The organism is Vibrio neptunius, from assembly GCF_000967495.1.
Lineage (GTDB): Bacteria > Pseudomonadota > Gammaproteobacteria > Enterobacterales > Vibrionaceae > Vibrio > Vibrio neptunius.
In genome coordinates, this window is sequence record NZ_JXXU01000053.1 from 21,286 (window position 1) to 40,131 (window position 18,846).

Annotated in this window: 18 protein-coding genes; 10 read left to right on the forward strand and 8 right to left on the reverse strand. The window is 45.4% G+C overall.

What is annotated here, in order from left to right; all coding sequences use genetic code 11:
* The first annotated feature begins 53 nt into the window (after nt 1–53).
* The gene (locus TW84_RS18610; protein WP_045977128.1) at nt 54–1,301 is read left to right on the forward strand and encodes a leucine-rich repeat-containing protein kinase family protein; all 1,248 of its coding nucleotides are present in this window, start codon (nt 54–56) and stop codon (nt 1,299–1,301) included.
* 27 nt (nt 1,302–1,328) lie between these two features.
* Here TW84_RS18610 and TW84_RS18615 read toward each other — a convergent pair whose 3' ends face one another.
* Complete coding sequence (locus TW84_RS18615) at nt 1,329–1,670, reverse strand: winged helix-turn-helix transcriptional regulator (RefSeq protein ID WP_019277418.1); 342 nt, start codon at nt 1,668–1,670, stop codon at nt 1,329–1,331.
* Between the two features lie 104 nt (nt 1,671–1,774).
* Here TW84_RS18615 and TW84_RS18620 point away from each other — a divergent pair, with 104 nt between their 5' ends.
* Together TW84_RS18620 and TW84_RS18625 are read left to right on the forward strand one after the other, a co-directional pair.
* On the forward strand, nt 1,775–2,542 hold the full coding sequence (locus TW84_RS18620; protein ID WP_045977129.1) for an SDR family NAD(P)-dependent oxidoreductase: 768 nt from the start codon (nt 1,775–1,777) through the stop codon (nt 2,540–2,542).
* 25 nt (nt 2,543–2,567) lie between these two features.
* Entirely contained in the window at nt 2,568–3,224 is a 657-nt protein-coding gene (locus TW84_RS18625) for a cupin domain-containing protein (RefSeq protein WP_045977130.1), read from the forward strand.
* A 52-nt stretch (nt 3,225–3,276) separates the two neighbouring features.
* Here the strand turns inward: TW84_RS18625 and TW84_RS18630 are convergent, their stop codons facing one another.
* Together TW84_RS18630 and TW84_RS18635 are read right to left on the reverse strand one after the other, a co-directional pair.
* Nucleotides 3,277–4,008, reverse strand: a complete 732-nt coding sequence (locus TW84_RS18630; protein ID WP_045977131.1) for an SDR family oxidoreductase — start codon at nt 4,006–4,008, stop codon at nt 3,277–3,279.
* A 38-nt stretch (nt 4,009–4,046) separates the two neighbouring features.
* Nucleotides 4,047–4,946 carry a LysR family transcriptional regulator gene (locus TW84_RS18635; protein WP_045977132.1) on the reverse strand — a complete coding sequence of 300 codons (900 nt, stop codon included), beginning with the start codon at nt 4,944–4,946 and terminating at the stop codon, nt 4,047–4,049.
* Between the two features lie 82 nt (nt 4,947–5,028).
* On the opposite strand from TW84_RS18635, the gene TW84_RS18640 reads away from it, so the two are divergent.
* Nucleotides 5,029–5,268 (forward strand): DUF2798 domain-containing protein, encoded by a 240-nt coding sequence (locus TW84_RS18640; protein WP_045977133.1) that lies wholly within the window; start codon nt 5,029–5,031, stop codon nt 5,266–5,268.
* Nucleotides 5,269–5,328: 60 nt separating this feature from the next.
* On the opposite strand, the gene TW84_RS18645 is transcribed toward TW84_RS18640, so the two are convergent.
* The 4 genes from TW84_RS18645 to TW84_RS18660 form a co-directional block, all read right to left on the reverse strand.
* Nucleotides 5,329–6,558, reverse strand: coding sequence for a lysozyme inhibitor LprI family protein (locus tag TW84_RS18645; RefSeq protein WP_045977134.1), 1,230 nt, complete (start codon nt 6,556–6,558; stop codon nt 5,329–5,331).
* Between the two features lie 167 nt (nt 6,559–6,725).
* Nucleotides 6,726–7,442: a YebC/PmpR family DNA-binding transcriptional regulator gene (locus TW84_RS18650; RefSeq protein ID WP_019277412.1), complete on the reverse strand. Its 717-nt coding sequence runs from the start codon at nt 7,440–7,442 to the stop codon at nt 6,726–6,728.
* 89 nt (nt 7,443–7,531) lie between these two features.
* Entirely contained in the window at nt 7,532–7,741 is a 210-nt protein-coding gene (locus tag TW84_RS18655; RefSeq protein ID WP_045977135.1) for a DUF3283 family protein, read from the reverse strand.
* A gap of 160 nt (nt 7,742–7,901) precedes the next feature.
* Nucleotides 7,902–8,099 (reverse strand): PA3496 family putative envelope integrity protein, encoded by a 198-nt coding sequence (locus tag TW84_RS18660; protein WP_006959890.1) that lies wholly within the window; start codon nt 8,097–8,099, stop codon nt 7,902–7,904.
* Between the two features lie 371 nt (nt 8,100–8,470).
* Between TW84_RS18660 and TW84_RS18665 the strand changes: the two genes are divergently transcribed.
* From TW84_RS18665 to TW84_RS18675, 3 genes are read left to right on the forward strand one after another with little or no spacing between them, the layout of a single operon-like run.
* Nucleotides 8,471–9,319, forward strand: coding sequence for an ABC transporter ATP-binding protein (locus TW84_RS18665; RefSeq protein ID WP_045977136.1), 849 nt, complete (start codon nt 8,471–8,473; stop codon nt 9,317–9,319).
* Nucleotides 9,316–10,248: an ATP-binding cassette domain-containing protein gene (locus TW84_RS18670; protein WP_045977137.1), complete on the forward strand. Its 933-nt coding sequence runs from the start codon at nt 9,316–9,318 to the stop codon at nt 10,246–10,248. The genes TW84_RS18665 and TW84_RS18670 overlap by 4 nt, the downstream gene beginning before the upstream one ends.
* Entirely contained in the window at nt 10,245–10,715 is a 471-nt protein-coding gene (locus TW84_RS18675; protein ID WP_045977138.1) for a hypothetical protein, read from the forward strand. Before TW84_RS18670 ends, TW84_RS18675 begins: the two co-directional genes overlap by 4 nt.
* 494 nt (nt 10,716–11,209) lie before the next feature.
* Here TW84_RS18675 and TW84_RS18680 read toward each other — a convergent pair whose 3' ends face one another.
* Nucleotides 11,210–13,180 carry a replication initiator protein RctB domain-containing protein gene (locus TW84_RS18680; RefSeq protein ID WP_045977139.1) on the reverse strand — a complete coding sequence of 657 codons (1,971 nt, stop codon included), beginning with the start codon at nt 13,178–13,180 and terminating at the stop codon, nt 11,210–11,212.
* Between the two features lie 1,255 nt (nt 13,181–14,435).
* On the opposite strand from TW84_RS18680, the gene TW84_RS18685 reads away from it, so the two are divergent.
* From TW84_RS18685 to TW84_RS18695, 3 genes are all read left to right on the forward strand, one after another.
* Entirely contained in the window at nt 14,436–15,653 is a 1,218-nt protein-coding gene (locus TW84_RS18685) for a ParA family protein (protein ID WP_045977140.1), read from the forward strand.
* 7 nt (nt 15,654–15,660) lie between these two features.
* On the forward strand, nt 15,661–16,632 hold the full coding sequence (locus tag TW84_RS18690) for a ParB/RepB/Spo0J family partition protein (RefSeq protein ID WP_045977141.1): 972 nt from the start codon (nt 15,661–15,663) through the stop codon (nt 16,630–16,632).
* A 105-nt stretch (nt 16,633–16,737) separates the two neighbouring features.
* A complete protein-coding gene (locus TW84_RS18695; RefSeq protein ID WP_045977142.1) occupies nt 16,738–18,738 on the forward strand; it encodes a tRNA(Met) cytidine acetyltransferase TmcA domain-containing protein in 2,001 nt (666 codons plus the stop codon).
* The last annotated feature ends 108 nt before the right edge of the window (nt 18,739–18,846 follow it).

Below are 18,846 nucleotides of genomic sequence, written 5' to 3' on the forward strand. Positions count from 1 at the left end.
CTGCGTAGAATACGCGCTCTTTTCCATCCCCAAACATTGATAGGCAGACAAGTTTGCACACAGTAGAACAACTAAGAAATGGCCAGCTGGCAGGCATTCAGCGCCTTCAGCTTTCGGAGCAATTAACTGAGTTACCACGAGAGATCTTAACGTTATCTGACAGCTTAGAGATCCTCGATGTGTCCAACAATCTACTGTGCGAACTGCCGGAATGGCTGACCGAACTTACCCAACTCAAGATTGTTTTTGCTTCCAATAACCGCTTTACCCGTCTTCCTTTGGTGCTCGGCCAATGTGAACGGTTAGAAATGGTTGGCTTTAAGAGCAATCAAATTGTCCGTGTGGCGGAAGAATCTTTACCAGAACAACTCCGCTGGCTGATTCTGACCGATAACCAGATAAAGCAGCTACCAGAATCTTTGGGCCACAGACCACGACTGCAAAAACTGGCGTTAGCGGGTAACCAGATCACGGCTCTACCAAAGAGCTTTAAAAATTTGCTTAACTTAGAGCTAGTCAGGCTGTCAGCCAACCAACTCGATGTGTTTCCTCAAGTCTTGCTTGAGCTGCCAAAGCTGGCTTGGATGGCGTTTGCGGGCAACCCATTCTGTGAGCGTCTATCGCATAACGAAAGTGTCCCTCAGATCTCATCGGCCAGTTATTCAATCAATCACGTGCTTGGCCAAGGCGCTTCTGGGGTTATCTCACACGCAGACTGGCTCAATAGGGATTTTGATTTCCCTGCAGAAGTCGCAGTAAAAGTGTTTAAAGGCGAAGTAACCAGCGACGGCTACCCGCAAGATGAGTTGCAAGCTTGCCTGCAGGCAGGGCTACACACGAATCTAGTCAAATCGATTGCACAGGTGAACGAAGATGATCACCTTGCGCTGGTCATGGAGTTGATCCCATCGGATTATTTTAATTTGGGATTACCGCCGACTCTGGATACCTGCACGCGTGATGTATTCAAATCAGAATTTACCCTTAGTGTCGAAAAGATCGAATACATCGTTGAGCAAATGCTCAACGTTTTCAGCCACCTGCATGAGAACAAAGTCTGCCATGGTGATTTGTATGCCCACAACGTGTTGATCAATCGACAAGGTGAGATGATATTCGGCGATTTCGGCGCCGCTTCAGTGTACGACTATCTGACTGATGCTCAGCAGCAAGGTGTACGCCGCGTTGAGGCCAGAGCTTTGAGCCACTTTATTGAGGACTTGCTGTCAGTTTGCGATCATAACGACATAGGCAGCACTAGTTACCAACGCTTAAGTAACATGATGCGTTTGGCGGGCTAATCAATAGATGGGGTGAGTTGATACGACTCACCCGATTTGATCGATTTCGTCTTGTAAAGCTTCCAACTGTTCTAGAATGGCTAAGAATTTCTCTCCGAACTCTGTCACCTGATACTCCACTCTTGGTGGCAACTCGTTATAAATCACTTTATCGAGTATTCCAAACTCCACATTGCGCTTCAGACACTGATTCAACACCTTTGTCGATAGCCCCTCAACATTGCGCACCATTTCTCCCGGTCGATTAACCCCTGCAGCGAGCAATTGATAGACAGTTAACGACCATTTGCAGCCATAGATTGCTTCCACCATTCGCGCGCTGCTTTGGGGGGCAGTTTTTCTCGTAAAAAGTTTTTCTTTGTTATTCATAAAGATGGACCAAAAAGTACCTACCCTACTGATTTGTACTTACTATTCAGTGATTTACATTGCTCCTAATATTAGCACGTCACAATCAATCAGGAGAAAGAAAAATGACATACAGTAATCACGGTACCGCACTCATCATCGGTGGTTCGAGCGGCATGGGTTTTGAAACCGCCAAGCTACTGCTACAAAATCAAGTCCCAGTCACGCTAGTAGGCAGAAGTGCCGACAAGCTCGCACAGGCGGCTAGCGAGCTTGGTGAGTTGGGCATGGTAAAAACGCACCAGACAGATTTGTATAATGCTGACTCTGTCTCGCAACTTGTACAGGAAATCCAAGATTCCCAGCAAACCATCGGCTATTTAGTCAATGCCGCGGGTTACTTTAACCCCAAAGCCTTCATTGACCATACTGAACAGGATTATGATCGCTACCACCAGCTTAATAAGGCGATATTTCAAATCACGCAGGCTGTTGCGCAAAAGATGATTCAGGCCAACCGTGGTAGTATTGTCAATATTGGTTCCATGTGGGCGAAACAAGCGATTAAAGCCACACCTTCTTCAGCTTACTCGATGGCTAAAGCGGGTCTGCATGCACTGACTCAGCACTTGGCGATGGAGTTGGCTGATTACAATATTCGAGTCAACGCTGTCTCGCCAGCCGTGGTAAAAACGCCCATCTATGAAGCGTTTATTGACCCTAAAGACGTCGAGCAGGCTTTGGAAAGCTTTAACGATTTTCACCCGATAGGTCGAGTCGGAACCGCGACGGATGTGGCGAACAGCATCAGCTTTTTGCTCTCGGATCAGGCGAGCTGGGTGACAGGAGCTATCTGGGACGTGGATGGCGGCGTGATCGCTGGCCGTAACTAATGCATATCAACCTAAGGAGTAACTGATGCTCAATATGAACTTTGCCCAGCGCGTCGTCATTGATACTGAGTCGATGCCTTGGGTTGCTAGCCCAGCCAAAGGCGTTTGGCGCAAACCGCTAGAGCGAGAAGACGCAGAATCCGGCCATACAACCAGTGTCGTCCGCTACGATGCGGGCTCTCGTTTCAACACGCATCCACATCCAATGGGAGAAGAAATATTCGTCTTGGAGGGTATCTTCTCCGATGAACAGGGGGACTACCCCGCAGGCAGCTATCTGCGTAACCCACCCGGCAGTCAACACGCTCCTTTCAGCGATCAAGGCTGTACCATCTTAGTGAAACTGAATCAGTTTGATGAGAGAGATAGCGCGAGCATCAGGGTGAACACCCACACGCAAGCTTGGTTACCTGGAATTGGCGGCCTTGAAGTGATGCCATTGCATGAGTTCGAACATGAACACGTCGCTTTGGTGAAATGGCCAGCGGGAGAAAGGTTTCAGCCGCATCGACATTTTGGCGGTGAAGAGATCTTTGTCCTTTCAGGAGAGTTCGCCGACGAACATGGCCGCTACCCAAAAGGGAGCTGGTTACGTAGCCCACATATGAGCGAGCATTTTCCTTTTGTTGAGCAGGAAACAATCATTTTGGTCAAAACAGGGCACTTGCCCTTATTACGCTAAATGATTTGACAACATGGCCATCTGGTTAACCTAGATGGCCAGTTCCGTTTGCCTATTTTCCACCTGCGATATCGATGAACGAACCGGTCACAAACGATGCTTCATCAGACAGTAGCCAAGCGATCGACTGAGCAACCTCTAGTGCCGTACCACCGCGTCCAAGCGGAATTTGAGAAGCGAGTCGGTCTACACGCCCTGGTTCACCGCCATCGGCATGCATCTCAGTGTAAATGCAGCCCGGCCTGACGCCATTGACTCGAATATCACGTTCAGCCAGCTCTAGAGATAAACCTTTAGTTAAGGAATCCATCGCTCCTTTCGATGCGGCATAATCGACATATTCAAACGGTGCTCCTGTTCTTGACGCTGCCGATGAGACATTGACGATAGCTCCTGACGCATCCAGTTGATTGATAAACGCTTTGCAGCACAGGAAACAACTCACTACATTGGCTTCCATCACCTGTCTAAACCGCTCAACATCAACTTTATTCAACGTCGTTTGCTGAAACAAGACACCGGCGTTGTTCACCAGATGAGTCACCACACCAAAACGAGCCTTGACGACACTGAACATAGTTTCAACCTGATCTTCATCCGAAACATCCGCTTGATGGGCGAACGCACGACCACCCGACTGAGTTATCGCCTCCACCACCTCATCAGCACGCTGGTGGTTCTTAAGATAATTGACACACACAGCGTAGCCCTGCTTTGCAAGAAGCTTAGCGGTTTCTGCTCCAATCCCTCTTCCCGCGCCTGTCACGATGACCACTTTATCCATCTGCTCGTCCTTTCCTTATCTTTTCTATTAGGTTGGTTTTACACTGTAAAATGCGTTGGTTCCTGCATTTTCTCCACACCACTCATTAAACGCTCAACCAGTAAGGTCAACGCCTTAGGTTGGTAGCGCCTTTGTTTATACACCAGATACGCCTGTCTCACACTACGCTGATACTGAGGCAACACTCGGACAATATTCATCCCTTCATGAACATGCCTAAATGGTAAAGAAGCCACGCCTAACCCTTTTTCAACCGCGCCGCATACCGCCAGAATATCGTTAACAATCAGCTTAGGTTTGACCGTCATGACATCAACCAAACGTTCCTGTTCGTAAACCGAGATGTCTAATGCATGATCGACACTAACCCAATCCAGCTTGCTGAGCTGCTGTAAATCTTTCACATTCCCTACTCGCTTGATGTATTCAGGGCTGGCAAAGAAGGCATGGCGAGCTTTAAACAAAGGTCTGGCTATCATGTCATTCATTTCTGCCAAATCGAAGGTGATCAATAAATCTCGGTCTGTTTGGGGAACGGCTTGCTCCTGGCTCAGCACCAAGTCGAGTGAGACATTGGGGTAATCAACCAAAAACTGTTCAACGACATCGCCCACAAAAGCACAATAAAAATTGTGGGGTAGTGCAAGCTTTATCTTACCCGAGACTTGCTGAGTATCTGAAACCATCTGACCAAAGCCAGACTCGATCGACTCCATACCGCTCTGCAACACCTCAAACGCCTGTAGACCACTTGCGACCAGCTCCCTACCCTTCTTCTCAAGCAAACGGATATTCAGACGCTGCTCTAACGCCGAGAGACGGCGCGACATGGTTGATACTGGCAATTGCAGTTTCTTAGACGCAGCCAGTAAAGAACCTTCTTCGACAACGCAACAGAACAAATAAAGGTCATCAATGTTTCCAAATATGGAATTCATACTTCTAAACCTGCTTATTTTTTTCACTTATGGCTAGTTATATCCTTAGTGACAACATAAGAACAAGCAGAGGAGGCGAAATATGAGTCGCAAACATTTTTGGATTTCAGCCCTACTTTCTTCACTGACTATGGCCGTCATCATGTCTGGATTAATTTCTGGCTATAAACTTGGCTTTAGTAGCGAATGGCCAGCGATCTGGCTCGACAGTTTTATCCTTGCGTGGCCAGCAGCACTCGTACTCAACCTGACCGTACTGCCGCTAATACGTAGGCTCTCAAGTTGGCTAGCTGGGTGCGGTGTTGTATCACAGGCCCAATGATTGCTTTGTGAGCGATACGGGAGCGTCTGATTTGCTCCCTCTTTCACTGTTTTGAAATGGTTATTGAATCATGATGTCGCGCAGTTGCTTTTCTCTTTGAGCGGTGAGCCAATTCAGGCATTGCTCTTTTAACGACGGATGAGGCGCAGTCACTAAGCGACAAGTCGCATCTCGGTGCTTTAACCACTGTCTTTGTACCTCACGTAACTCGAAAGACTGAGGTTTCGGCAACATATACTCTGGGGATGGCAGCTTGAGATAATCCATCACCTCATGGTAAGTCGCATTGAGACGCCTGTCAGTTTCAGCCAACGGCGTAAGCACACTCTCGATATGACCTTGAACCGCCTTTTCCAAAGCCTCAAGGTAGCGGTTTTTCTGTTTTTGAATGGATTCACTAATCCAAGCTCCTCTCCCAGAACCGCCGTGCATTTCTTCTTGTTGCGCTTTAAGAGTAACATAGGTCGTCATTTCGTTGTAAGCGGCCTCTATCAATGCTGAATACTGCCCTGAGAGTTGCGCATTCAAAGCACTTAACTCACTTTGACGACGAGTTTCTTGTTCTAGTGCATCTCTATTTGCGCAGTACCCAGCGCCTGCGCCACTGGAAATGTAATAGCATAGGTTAAAAGGCACCACTTGGTTGTCTTTCCAATGCTGATAATAGTCTTTGACCGCATATGACAGCTCAGCGGGAACCCAACCACCACGAGTGATGAGCCAGAATATGAGCTCAGGGTCGGGTTTACCAAATACACTCCCTTCGCGCGATGCCTGTTCTGCCAACTCCCATACATCATAAAATGGCCATTTACCATCTTCATCCTTTACGTCATACATCTCGAAGAACGCTTCTACGTCCCGCTCAGGTAACTCTGCCGCATAGCGGAGCGTTTGGATTATCTGTTCTTCACCATAAAGCGATAAAGCGGGGTTGTGTTGTTTGGCCTTCTGATAGGTCTCAAGCGCACTTTTAGGGTCTGACATTGATATACTGCCCGCTCTAAAGAACACCTTCTCAAGGTAGTTGTCTAGTGCCTCTTGATGGCCCTGCAAAGCGGCTTGCTGATAGTGATAGACACTCTGCTGGTCAGACAGGATATATTGATAAGCGAGCCTAAAATGCGCCTCAGCGCTGCCTTGTTCTGCGGCGGCCATGTACAAAGATTTGGCTTGCTCCTCATCACCCTGCTCAAAGAGTATATTGGCTCGTTCAAGCGCATTCGTTTGTGCAGAGATTGCGGGAAATGCTACACAGCAGCTAAGAAATATCGCAAGTCGTTTACTCATCTGTCGTCCGGTACCTTATCTAACCAGCATCTATTGAAAGCGTTTATTACCTAAAAAACAATGCCCTATCGAATCAGATGATGAGTTTTCTCAGTGTTCAGAAACAAAAAAGGGATCACGAGGATCCCTTTTTAGCAATTTTTCAGTACACATTAATGTACCTGAGATTACAGCTCAGCGTTGTGGTAAACCTGCTGAACATCATCACAATCATCTAGCATGTCGAGGAACTTCTGGAATTTCTCTGCATCTTCACCCGCAACCGGCGTGTGGGTTTGAGGTACGAATGTAATTTCTTCAACATCAAGCGTTAGATCTGGGAAAGCACCGTTTAGAGCCGTCTTCGTTTTGAAGAACTCAGTGTGAGGGGCGAATACCGTGATCACACCATCCTCTAGTTCAACGTCTGTGACATCCACATCATCCATCATTAGCGTTTCTAGAATGATCTCGTCATCATCGCCTTTGAACTGGAATACCGCTTGGTGATCAAACATATGCGAAACTGAACCTTCAACGCCAATTTTCGCACCTGTTTTAACAAAACACTGGCGTACATCTTGGAAAGTACGGTTACCGTTATCTGTTAGACAATCAACGATCACACTAGTACCGCCTGGGCCAAAGCCTTCGTAACGTGCAGGAACGTAGTCTTCGCCACCGCCACCGTTGGCTTTATCAATCGCTTTGTCGATAACGTGTGCAGGAACTTGGTCTTTTTTCGCTTTTGCGATCAGGTGCTTAAGAGACAAATTCATGTCTGGATCTGCACCGCCATTTTTCGCGCACATGTAAATTTCTTTACCGTATTTGGAATAAACTTTAATTTTTGCGCCAGCTGTTTTCGCCATAGAGGCTTTGCGCACTTCAAAACTTCTTCCCATCGGGATGTTCTCTCTAATTCAATTTAACGCGAAGGATTTTAGCAAAAATCGAGACCATTTCAATTTCTCGATGTCTTGCACGCAGGACGTCAGGCGACACCCATCACTCGCTTGTACTTGGCTACAGATTCGAGAAAAGATGCTCGTTCATCTTCATCTCTGATTTTATCCGCTTGCTGATCAATTTCATCTGGCCCTGCTTTCACTTCACGCAGCTTCCAGACTAAAAATGAGGCCTGTTTATCAAGCTCAATTTTGTTTTTTTCATTGGCTGGGAGGGTAGATAAATTAATCGACATACAAAAGGGCTGAATCTGCAAAAATATGGAGAGGGAATATAGCACATCCGTGACTTAAATGGACATCAAAGCACGACAAGTGCGTTAACTAAGCTCAAAAAAAGAAAAATTAAGGGTGGCAATATGAGCCACCCTTACATCGATTATCACTGTCATCACACTAGTGCAGAATGCCTAGGTCTTTCGCTTCCTCTATGGTTAAGCCGCTTTCGCGAATCTCTCTTAATGCTTCAATACGACGACGAGCCTCCGCCGACTTAACACTTTTGGTTGGCTTCTGTGATTGTACTTCTTCCGTGAAGTCCCACTTGTCTGTGATTTTCGTCATTTCATCATGGTCAATAGAATTAATGGACATTGTAACCTCCGAACAAACCATGCAAGGGACAGCTAATCTGTAGCAAAAGTGCGCCGCCCTTGTTAAGAATTTTAGCTTGATAATGTGATTGTGCTAATAGTTCGCACACAGTTAGTGTTTTTTGTATAAATAAGCTTTGCGCATGGCCAAATGGCGAAGTACATTTAAAAGATTACCCCTAGCCTTTTTAAGGCGATCCAGCTCTCACTTTCCACGCTGACGCCAGTGGAATTTCGCCTTCACAAATGACAACTCTGTTCAGATACCAAACGTTTTTCGAGTCACTTCACTGTTTTCATCACGACTTCTTTTCAGTCAAAAATTAACAGTTAATGATAATCATTCTCCTTTATTTTTAGGTAAGTGTGATTATGAGTGATAAAGAGCTAACGCATGCGGTACATCACGACCCGATCATTCAGGTTCGTAATTTGTGCGTCGACTACATAACGGACAACGGCGACTTTCGCGCCGTGAAATCGGTCAGCTTTGATATAGGCAAAGGTGAAATATTTGGTCTTGCGGGCGAATCTGGCTGTGGTAAAAGCACGATCGCTTTTGCTATCAATCGCCTCCACAAGCCACCCGCGTTCATCTCTGGAGGGCAAATCCATTTCGACGGTCAGGATCTGCTTAAACTGTCAGATCGCGAGATAAACGCGATTCGTTGGAGCGAAATTGCGATGGTTTTCCAAAGCGCAATGAATTCGCTGAACCCAGTTCTGCCCATTCAGGAACAGTTTGCCGACGTGTTGCGCCACCATAAAGGCATCAGTGACCTTGAGGCGAAAGACCGAGCAGAAAAGCTGCTGGACTTGGTCAACATTCCACGTGAACGATTAAGCGAATATCCTCACCAGTTCAGTGGCGGCATGCGCCAGCGACTCGTGATTGCGATTGCTTTATCGCTCAACCCAAAGCTGATCATTATGGATGAGCCCACAACCGCACTGGATGTCGTGGTACAACGTGAGATTCTACAGCAAATCTATCAATTACGTGAAGAGTTTGGTTTCTCAGTCCTGTTTATCACTCATGACCTGGCACTAATGAGCCAGTTGTGTGATCGGATTGCCATTATGCGCCACGGAGAAATCGTTGAAATCAATCAGTCGACGCAGATCCGTAACCATCCTCAGCATCCTTACACAAAGAAGCTTTGGGCGTCATTCCCCAACATTCATCAAGGTAAGCATCACGCGCAAGGAGCCACGGTATGAACCAGCCTATTATCCAACTCAACAATGTTGTCAAAGAATTCACGATTGGCGGTGGTTTCGCCTCACAAGATAGGTTTAAAGCACTGCAAGGCGTCAGCTTTAGCCTCCACAAAGGCAAAACTCTGGCTCTGGTCGGTGAGTCCGGTTGTGGAAAAAGCACCTGTGCCCGCTTGATCACCAAAGTCCACTCGGCCACATCAGGAGAGATCCTGTTTAACGGCAACAACATTGAACAGATCCAGAGCCGAAAAGCCCTGCTTGATTATCGCAGTAAAGTGCAAATGGTGTTTCAGGACCCGTTTGGTTCACTTAATCCAACTCATACCATTGCTCATCACCTCACCCGCCCTCTTAAGATCCATAAGCAGGTAAAGAGCAACCATGCCATCCCACAACGATTGAATGAGTTATTGGACTTAGTCGAACTCGCACCAGACACATTAGAAAAGTACCCTCACCAGTTAAGTGGAGGCCAGCGACAACGGGTGAATTTAGCGCGAGCACTAGCAGTTGGCGCGGAAGTGATATTGGCTGATGAGCCAACATCGATGCTTGATGTTTCGATACGGCTTGGCGTGCTTAACCTGATGCAAAGAATGAAGAAGGAGCTGGGTATCGGCTTTTTGTATATCACACATGATTTAGCGACCGCTCATTACATCGCGGAGGAAACCGCCGTCATGTATAAAGGTCAGATTGTTGAGTGGGGTGACACACAGGCGATCTTAACCGATCCGCAACATCCTTACACCAAGCTGTTGATCTCTGCGGTACCGGATCCTGATCTGCCGTTTGGCAATCTGGTCAAGAGTGAACCAAACTACTCTGTGGACGCTGATCAAATTCGCGCGACTAGTGCAGTAGTGCAACAAGGCTATGATCAAATTGGTCCAAATCATTTTGTAAAACATTGGGTTAAAGCAGCATGATGACGCTTGATAACTGGGTTTCACACATCGACAACTGGTACCAAACACAGAAGCATGATCAAGGTATTGAAGCTTTAGTACTCGGTGTGCCTGACGAAGTTTGGGGTCCAGAGATTAGCGAATTACAAAGTAAAGCTATTGCCTGCTGGTTGGATGCTTGTCTGCGAGTTTTCCATTTTGAGCGCTACTCACAACCTGATAAGGCTTACCAGTATCTGCAACTCGCCTACAGCAAACTCCAATTGTGCGCCTGCAAAAGCAATACAGAGTTATTGTTAAAAGATTGGAGCATGAGACGACTGCAAAACCTGGCGGTGCTCAGTTTAGAGTTTTGTAATCAACGTCCCGAAGCACACTGGCAAACTCAGTCAAATCAGATGATTGAGTCACACGTCCAGTTTATGGCCGCACAAAGCTGGAATGAACCTCGGAACGATGATCAAGACTTATCCGCACAGTGTCATTGATCGTTTGAATGGCAGTGTTGCGGAGACCGTGGTGATATTGTTGAGATTTTCAAACACAGCGATCTTCTTGGTTTATCTGCGGTTGATTCGGATGATCGCAAAACCAATAGCGCTCACAACAAAACTCACTGTTTTTAGACTAACGGAACAATGATCAAGGTTTTACCATGATCATGCTTTCAGTGGTTGAGGAATAGCAGGCAAAAAAAAGCGAGTTCTTAAGAACTCGCGAAATATTCAGAATGAATGTAACAATATGAGCCAATCTATCAGGGATAATCCAGATCCCTTATTCATCAGAAAGGACAAAAGGTTGTCTATTCGGGGTAAATGTTATCCAACTCAGTTACAACCAATGTCAGTTCACTGTCAGGGGAATGTAGTAGATTTGTCTATTCACTCTAGGTGTGTAACAGGCTGTGTCACTGAGTAATCAAGGGTAAAAAAGCCAGCAATGAATGGCTGGCTAATACGAAAGTGAGCGTTATCTTTAATCAGACTGCAACTTCGTCAAGCACTCTAAATACAGCTTCATCAAGATGTCCTTCATAAACCTGTTTACATATCTTACGTCTCACTGCTAAGCCGGCGATGAGGCGTTCAATGGATAAATGCTTGTTTTCACTTTGGCCATTGTAAAGTTCAATCAGCTTGCTAAGTGTCTCGTATGGAATGATCTTTTCCCCTACTCGAAGGAAATCAAGCTTCTCTATGAGCTCCTGACACTCTTCTTGAATTGAATTGTGAGAATGGCCAGTCATCGCTGCTAAAGCCGTTATAGAGCGTTCTAGAGCCTCTGGTGAGGTATATTTAGATAGAGTAATAGTGATTTCATCCGCGTTAATCTCAACAAGATGCTTGCGAACTTTTACTCGACGGCCCAATTTCCCTTTAGGCGATCTTTGTTTACGTTGAATTGGCTCGAACTCGCCATCAATGATCTGAGACATTTCATCCAATTGCTGTTTTGTCACCATTTCATTACGTAGCGGGTTTGGTAAAGTGGGAGCCATATTGCGCTTACCAGCATTGGTCGTGCGGGCACGAGAATAACGAAGGACTTCTTCGGCATCGCACTTAATGTCAAGCTGATAGTCTTTGATCTTACCGCCCTCTTCAATCGTCGAGATCGTCAGGTGGTAACCCCAGAGGTTTACCTCAAACAGTTCCTCTGCCTTCTCTCCTTCAGATAATCTCTTCAATTCGCGGATCAAATCCATAGAAAATCGACGCCACTCTATGTTGCGCGCCAATTTCTGATTGAGCGTGCTGAGTAGCATAACATCCGTATGACGACGTGACATTCGGCTTCGGAAATAGCTATAAAGCTGGAAAACTAACGTATGTTGTTTCAGGATTTCCGGTGGAAAGAGGAAAAAATAGTCCCGAGTCAGCAATTCTTCGTAAAAGGACGGCTCCCAGACCAAGATATAGAGGTTTGGCTTAATACGAATTTCGCCATCTGCACCTTCTGTTGGCGCTTCCTCTGAGGCAGTAATGGTTCGGGCTAAGAAACGAAAACGATCACTCTTAAAGCCTTCTGGCATGTTCTCACTCAACCAGCGCCCTGTGAGTTCATGCAATTGAAAATCGGTAAATTCGATCCTATCGATGCTGTCGCGGATCGAATCACGCGCCGGACCACTGTCTTTCTTGCCACGCAGTGACAAAATATCGGTAATGTAGAGTGGTGTTTTATTTGGTGCCTGCTTCGCATCTAACTGGTACTGATGCTGATGATGATCGTGATATTGAACGGTCAGAGTAAACAAGGCAAACAACGTCATAAGATCATCTACTGTCATGATGTTCTTCGAAGAGCGGGTTTCGATCACGGCTTTAGTGCCCGAGATCGACACCATACTTTTCTGATACTGCTTGCGCGTACGAGGAGGAGCTAAAGCCTGATCAATAATGCCAGCCCAGTTGGTGGGTGACACAACAAACTGGTCTGCTTCATCTTTCATTGCTGGTGGAGTGTTCAGACCATATTCATTCAACAAACGTTTGTTAACGTGAGTCTGCGCTAACGCTTTAGAGCGTTTTTGCTTTTCGCTCTGTTTTACCGATTCGGTCATAAGGCTAGTTGCGCCAAGTACTGAGATCAGTTGGTTGGGGTTCACAAAACGATGTAGCATTGTTTTTCCTGCGAGCCCCTCTTCAAATCGAACTGGAATTTGCTGGAACAAACCGATGTTCACAGCAGCGCGTAATCGTTGCTGGATCGCTGCTCTAGTCAGTTGGCCATCTGTTGCTTCAATCAGTTCTGTCGTGGAGACTAGGCCATCTTTACTACTGAAGCCTTGTAGAGAGATGAGATTCAGAAGTTCAACTATGCTTTTAGTGACCCCTTTGAAGTGTTGATACTGTTCAATCCAATTGACTGCGGCTTCAGACACTTCAAACATGTGCCCATCTTTATGGCTCCTAGGAGCTTTGATCAATACTTTTTCTTCTGAGCTCATTTATTATGATCCGTATCACAATGGCCGTAATATCGCTATGGTTCCGAAAGGATAAAGAAAAATCGATCATAAATAAAGGGAAAACTTATTGTTTTAATAAGCTGATCTTTATGATTAAAGTGATCTTAAATGATTATATGATCTATTGATCTGGTTGTGTTTCCTCTTTTAAGTTTATGTAATTTAAAGTATTTTTTTATACACCGTTGAAAGCATGATCATGAGTAGTTCGAAACGATGATCATAAATAGAGTGAAAGCATGATCAATATTATCCAGAACGATGATCAATAGCAGCTCGAATGCATGATCATTAGTTCTTCAGAAGCATGATCATCGTGCACTCACACTTTATCCACAACGCATATTCACGATTAACTAGACATGCATACAGAGTAATGCATTTTCGTACAAATAAGTACGAAACGATGATCAAGGTGTTATTGATTCGTGTGAAAAGTGGCTCATAAATGTCGCTTTATTCATCAACGTGAAATCCATTTGACATCTTTGTGTTGATTGACATCGACTTTATTCTCTGGCTTAGCGTATGAAAGCATGATCAAGATAAAAGCCGATGTACAATACATCACGAAGTTGGTTCCTCGATTGATGTTGAGAATTGGTCATATTAGCTTAATCCCTTAGTTCATCTGCACTCTGCCGTAACTTAGTAAGATATTTTCATGCTTCCGAGGAACAAACGAGCTTGATCATTGATCCGTACTATGATCATTTTAAATTATGCGTACGAGTCCTTGAATCATGTCTAATTTTACCTTGATCATAGTTCCTCTCTCATGATTTACATTCGAAAGCATGATCAAAGGAGTTACCTTGATCATGCTTTCAGAGAGTGAATTTATCGCTCATCTAGAGTACTAATTCGAAATGTTTGTTTCAGTCGTACTCTCTGTATGCATCAGCAAGTAAGGTTATTCGCAATCGAAATTACACTGGCCGTAAATCATACGCAGATATCAATCGTTCCGAGAAAATAAGACGGTTTTTAGTGGCTATCAAGTTTACAATGTAAATATGTGACCTTGTAACACTTTTATTGTGGGAGATTCTTACAGGGTTATTTCACTATATTTATGGTTAAATATTGACAGGTTTTATTGAGGATTCATTAAATCGATTGAAAATTCTCTTATTAATGTGATTGCTGTCGATAAATGTATGTTCACCTTTTCGTTGTTTTTGGTTTCTTATGCTGTACAATTGATAACAGTCACTAATAATGGAATTTGGCAATGAAAAGAGAACAGACAATCGAAAGTCTCATTCAGCTGGCTGAGCAAACGGCTCAGGTTCAGGCCGACCGCATTGAGATTGTTTTAGAAGAGCGCAGTGATGAGCATTTTCCACCAATGTCGAAAGCTTTGATGGAAACTCGTTCAGGTCTGACTCGCCGTAAACTGGATGAGGCCATCAGTAAACTTGAAGAATCCGGTCATCAGTTTACTAAGAATAATGCAAACCATTATTCAATTTCGCTGCAAGAAGCACATATGCTGATGGACGCTGCAGGTGTAGCAAAATTCCATGAGCGTAAGAAAAATAATGATAACAAACCTTGGATCATTAACGTTCAAAACCAGAAGGGCGGCACTGGTAAATCTATGACGGCCGTACATCTAGCTGCATGTTTAGCGTTGAATTTAGACAAACGTTACCGCATCTGTCTGATTGACTTAGATCCTCAGGGCTCGCTACGGTTATTCCTAAATCCGCAAATTAGCCTGACTGACCACGATAACATTTACTCAGCTGTGGATGTCATGCTCGACAACGTGCCTGAAGGCGTTGAAGTCGACAAAGAGTTTCTGCATAAAAATGTGTTGCTTCCCACTCAGTACCCGAACCTGAAAACCGTATCAGCGTTCCCAGAAGACGCAATGTTTAACGCAGAAGCGTGGCAAAACTTGTCACAGAATCAGTCGTTGGACATAGTAAAACTGCTTAAACAAAAGCTGATTGACCAAATTGCTGACGATTTCGATATCATTATGATTGATACGGGACCACACGTTGATCCTTTAGTCTGGAACGCGATGTACGCCTCCAATGCTTTGCTGATCCCATGTGCGGCAAAACGCTTAGATTGGGCGTCAACGGTTAACTTTTTCCAACACCTGCCAACTGTCTATGAGATGTTCCCAGAAGACTGGCAGGGACTAGAGTTTGTTCGCTTGATGCCGACTATGTTTGAAGATGACAACAAGAAGCAAGTGGCAGTTCTTACTGAAATGAACTACCTATTAGGCGATCAAGTCACAATGGCCACTATTCCACGTAGCCGTGCTTTTGAAACTTGTGCTGATACCTACAGTACTGTGTTTGACCTGACAACGGGCGATTTCGAAGGTGGTAAAAAGACTTTGGCGACAGCGCAAGACGCTGTTCAAAAGAGTGCGCTGGAACTAGAACGTGTCCTTCACAGCAACTGGTCATCACTAAATCAGGGGTAATTAGACTATGGCAATTAAGACTTCAGATTTAAACGCAAGATTGTTTGGCAAGGCGAACAAACGCCACGTTGCTACCCCTCAGGAAGCACAAAAGGCGGCGAAAGATCAGGCTCAGGTTATTGAGCTCTCTGTCGCTGGTGAAGATGTAGTGACCTTTGAATTAGTGCGTATTCCGGCTAATCAGGTTGCAGAAGATACTGTCGTGTTTGCTGAAAATGCTCGTGAGCAATCGTTTCTGAATGAGCACGCGTTATCCGATGTACTCGCTACGTTGAAAGAGCGCGGTCAGCAATATCCGGCAGTCGGTCGTAAACGTGATGATGGTAAAATCGAAGTACTCGATGGTAGTCGTCGTCGCATGTCATGTATCTTGGCTGATAAAGATTTTTTGATTTACGTTGCTGAAAACATCAACGGCGAGCATGCAAAATTCCTGTCTGATGTCGCTAACGCGCACAAGCCGCTGTCTTTGTATGAGAAAGGCAAAGAGATGCAGGCTAAATTGGAAAGTGGCGAAGCGGAAGATCAGAAAGCACTGGCAAAAATGTTCCAATGCAGCGAGGCTTTGGTGAGTGGGGCATTAAAAGCAGCCGATTTGCCGCTCACTTTACTTCAAGCTTACCCAAATGTCGCAGACTTAGGCCGTCCTACTATTGTTAAGTTGCATAAGCAGTTTAATGAGCTGAGTAGCGCGAACCGCAGTAAACTTTTGGACAAATGCCAGTCAACCGATGGTTTCGTCTGGCAACGTAGCCAGGCTCAGGGTGTGGCTCGTATCACTAAAGAAGTATCCGAGACCATTGAGCAATGGATTGAAGCGCTTGCACCAAGCAAGCGGCCTACCACTCGTAAAGTTGATCTCATTAAAGGAAGAGCGAGCTATAGCCGCAAAGGCGCTGATTTAGCGCTCAACCTGAAGAAAGTCGACGATACCACTATGCAGGAAATTCTAGATTTTGTTTCGTCTAAATTGAAATAACATCAGTCAGCACATGAAAGCCGCGAAGAGCGGCTTTTTTCTATCTCTCATTTCTAGTTCCAAGTTGTTATAATTCGCATACATTCTGAAACCGGACAACGGTCCATGCGCGATTATTTCTCTCAGCTAATGCATTCTGCTCGTACGGCTAATCATAGATTCGGTGTTGTGCTCAAAGGTGATGAGCTTTGGCAAAAGCAAACTCTATCGACGATTAAAGACTTGTATGCAGGAGCCAATATCTTTCAGCTTGGTGGTGACCTTTGTGTTGACAGTGACCAGCGCTATTGTGTGTCTTACAAACACGGGCTGCGGTTATTGGGGCAAGAGTGTTCACTTTTGGTGTGTGATTTGTCCTCAGAATTTGATGCTAGCTCATTCAGTGCGGTACTAGGTTGTGTGAAAGGTGGGGGCGTAGTGGTGATTTTTCCACCGCCATCTGACTCTGCTTCCCTAGCCACACAGTGGCTAAATTCCGCATTAGAGCGTTTGATTTGTATCGAACAGGCTCAATCATTTCCGTCACTTCCTTTGGTTGAAAAGATTGAAGCTACTCCCTTCCTGCAGCAAAACATCGCTGTTGAAAAGATTCGCAAAGTTGTCGAAGGCCATCGCAAACGTCCATTGGTCTTGACTGCTGATCGCGGAAGAGGAAAAAGTAGTGCGTTGGGCATAGCGGCTGCTGAGCTGATGCAAACTCGCACCCTTCGTATTCTAGTGACTGCACCTAGCTTAGCTACAGTCACCCCTGTGTTTGAGCATGCTCAGCGATTGTTGCCTAGTGCGTCGTTGAGCAAGGGGAACCTTCGCTATAATGCTTCCTCACTCACGTTCATAGCACCAGATGAATTGATCAGACAAGAACCAAAATGTGATTTTCTTTTGGTTGATGAAGCTTCCGCGATTCCAATTCCTATGCTGAAAAAAATGGTTGAGCGACATCATCGCTGCGTCTTTTCTACCACGATTCATGGTTATGAAGGGTGTGGCAGAGGGTTTACGCTCAAGTTCCAACAATGGCTGAAACAACAAAGAGCTGGAACCGCATTTTATCATCTTGAACAACCTATACGCTGGAGTAAGGATGACCCTTTGGAAAATTGGTTGTTCGACACATTTTTGCTGAATGCGGAACTGACCCCGACGGAAACGGTTCTTTCATCTGATGTTAAGCTCAGTAAGATTGATAAGACTCAATTGATAAGCAACCCCGAATTGTTGCGAACTTGTTTTGCTTTGCTAGTGAATGCGCATTACCAGACATCGCCGAATGACTTAATGTTGTTGCTGGAAGATGAGGCGATCCAGCTTTTTGCTGCATTCAATCATGGTGACTGTCTTGGGTGTATGCTCACTGTTTGCGAGGGGGAACTAGAGCCCACCTTGATAGAATCGATTCAGCAGGGCAACCGGCGACCTAAGGGGCACCTAGTGCCAGTGATGCTGGCAAACCAAATCGGAGTGGGGGAGGCTGCTCGCCAAGCCAGTTTACGAATCATGCGAATTGCTACTCATCCGGATTATCAGCAGCAAGGGATCGGCTCATCTATGGTAGAGCAGCTGTCTCTAGGTAGTGACGCGGCATTTATTTCTACCAGTTTTGGAGCGACTAGCGAATTGCTCCAGTTCTGGTTCAAGAATGGATTCACAGCGGTGAAGCTGGGTATCCAACGTGACCAAGCAAGTGGCTGCCACTCTGTCGTGATGATAAAAGGGCAGCCAACCTGGCTACAAACTGCTGAGAACCACTTTGAGCAATCAATGCCCTATCTGTTAGGTGAAGCTTTTAATGATATTGAAACCGACATTGTACGTAATCTATTGCGTAAGGAAGATGCTTCCGACGAATTCGGAGGGTTCTTTGAGTTGATCGCTTGTTATTGCAAGGGAGGTGCTGGGTACGAATGCGTGGCTCCTTTTATTGCAAATATGTTGCTAGCCTCAAATACGGCATTGCAAAACAGCTCTGATTTAATGATTAGAAAATTATTGCAGCAGCGAAGCTGGCAAGAATGCGGTGACGAGTTCAGTTTGAGTGGAAGGAAGCAAACCGAGCAGCAATTGAGAGTTGATATTCAAGTAATGCTCGATTTGATGATAGTGTAAAATGGACCAATTTACACTGTAAAAAGCCTCAAGCTCATTCACTGTTATGGCAAGTCAGTAGTAGCATTCAATTAAAAGAGGAGAAACTTCTCCTCTTTTTTCATCGGT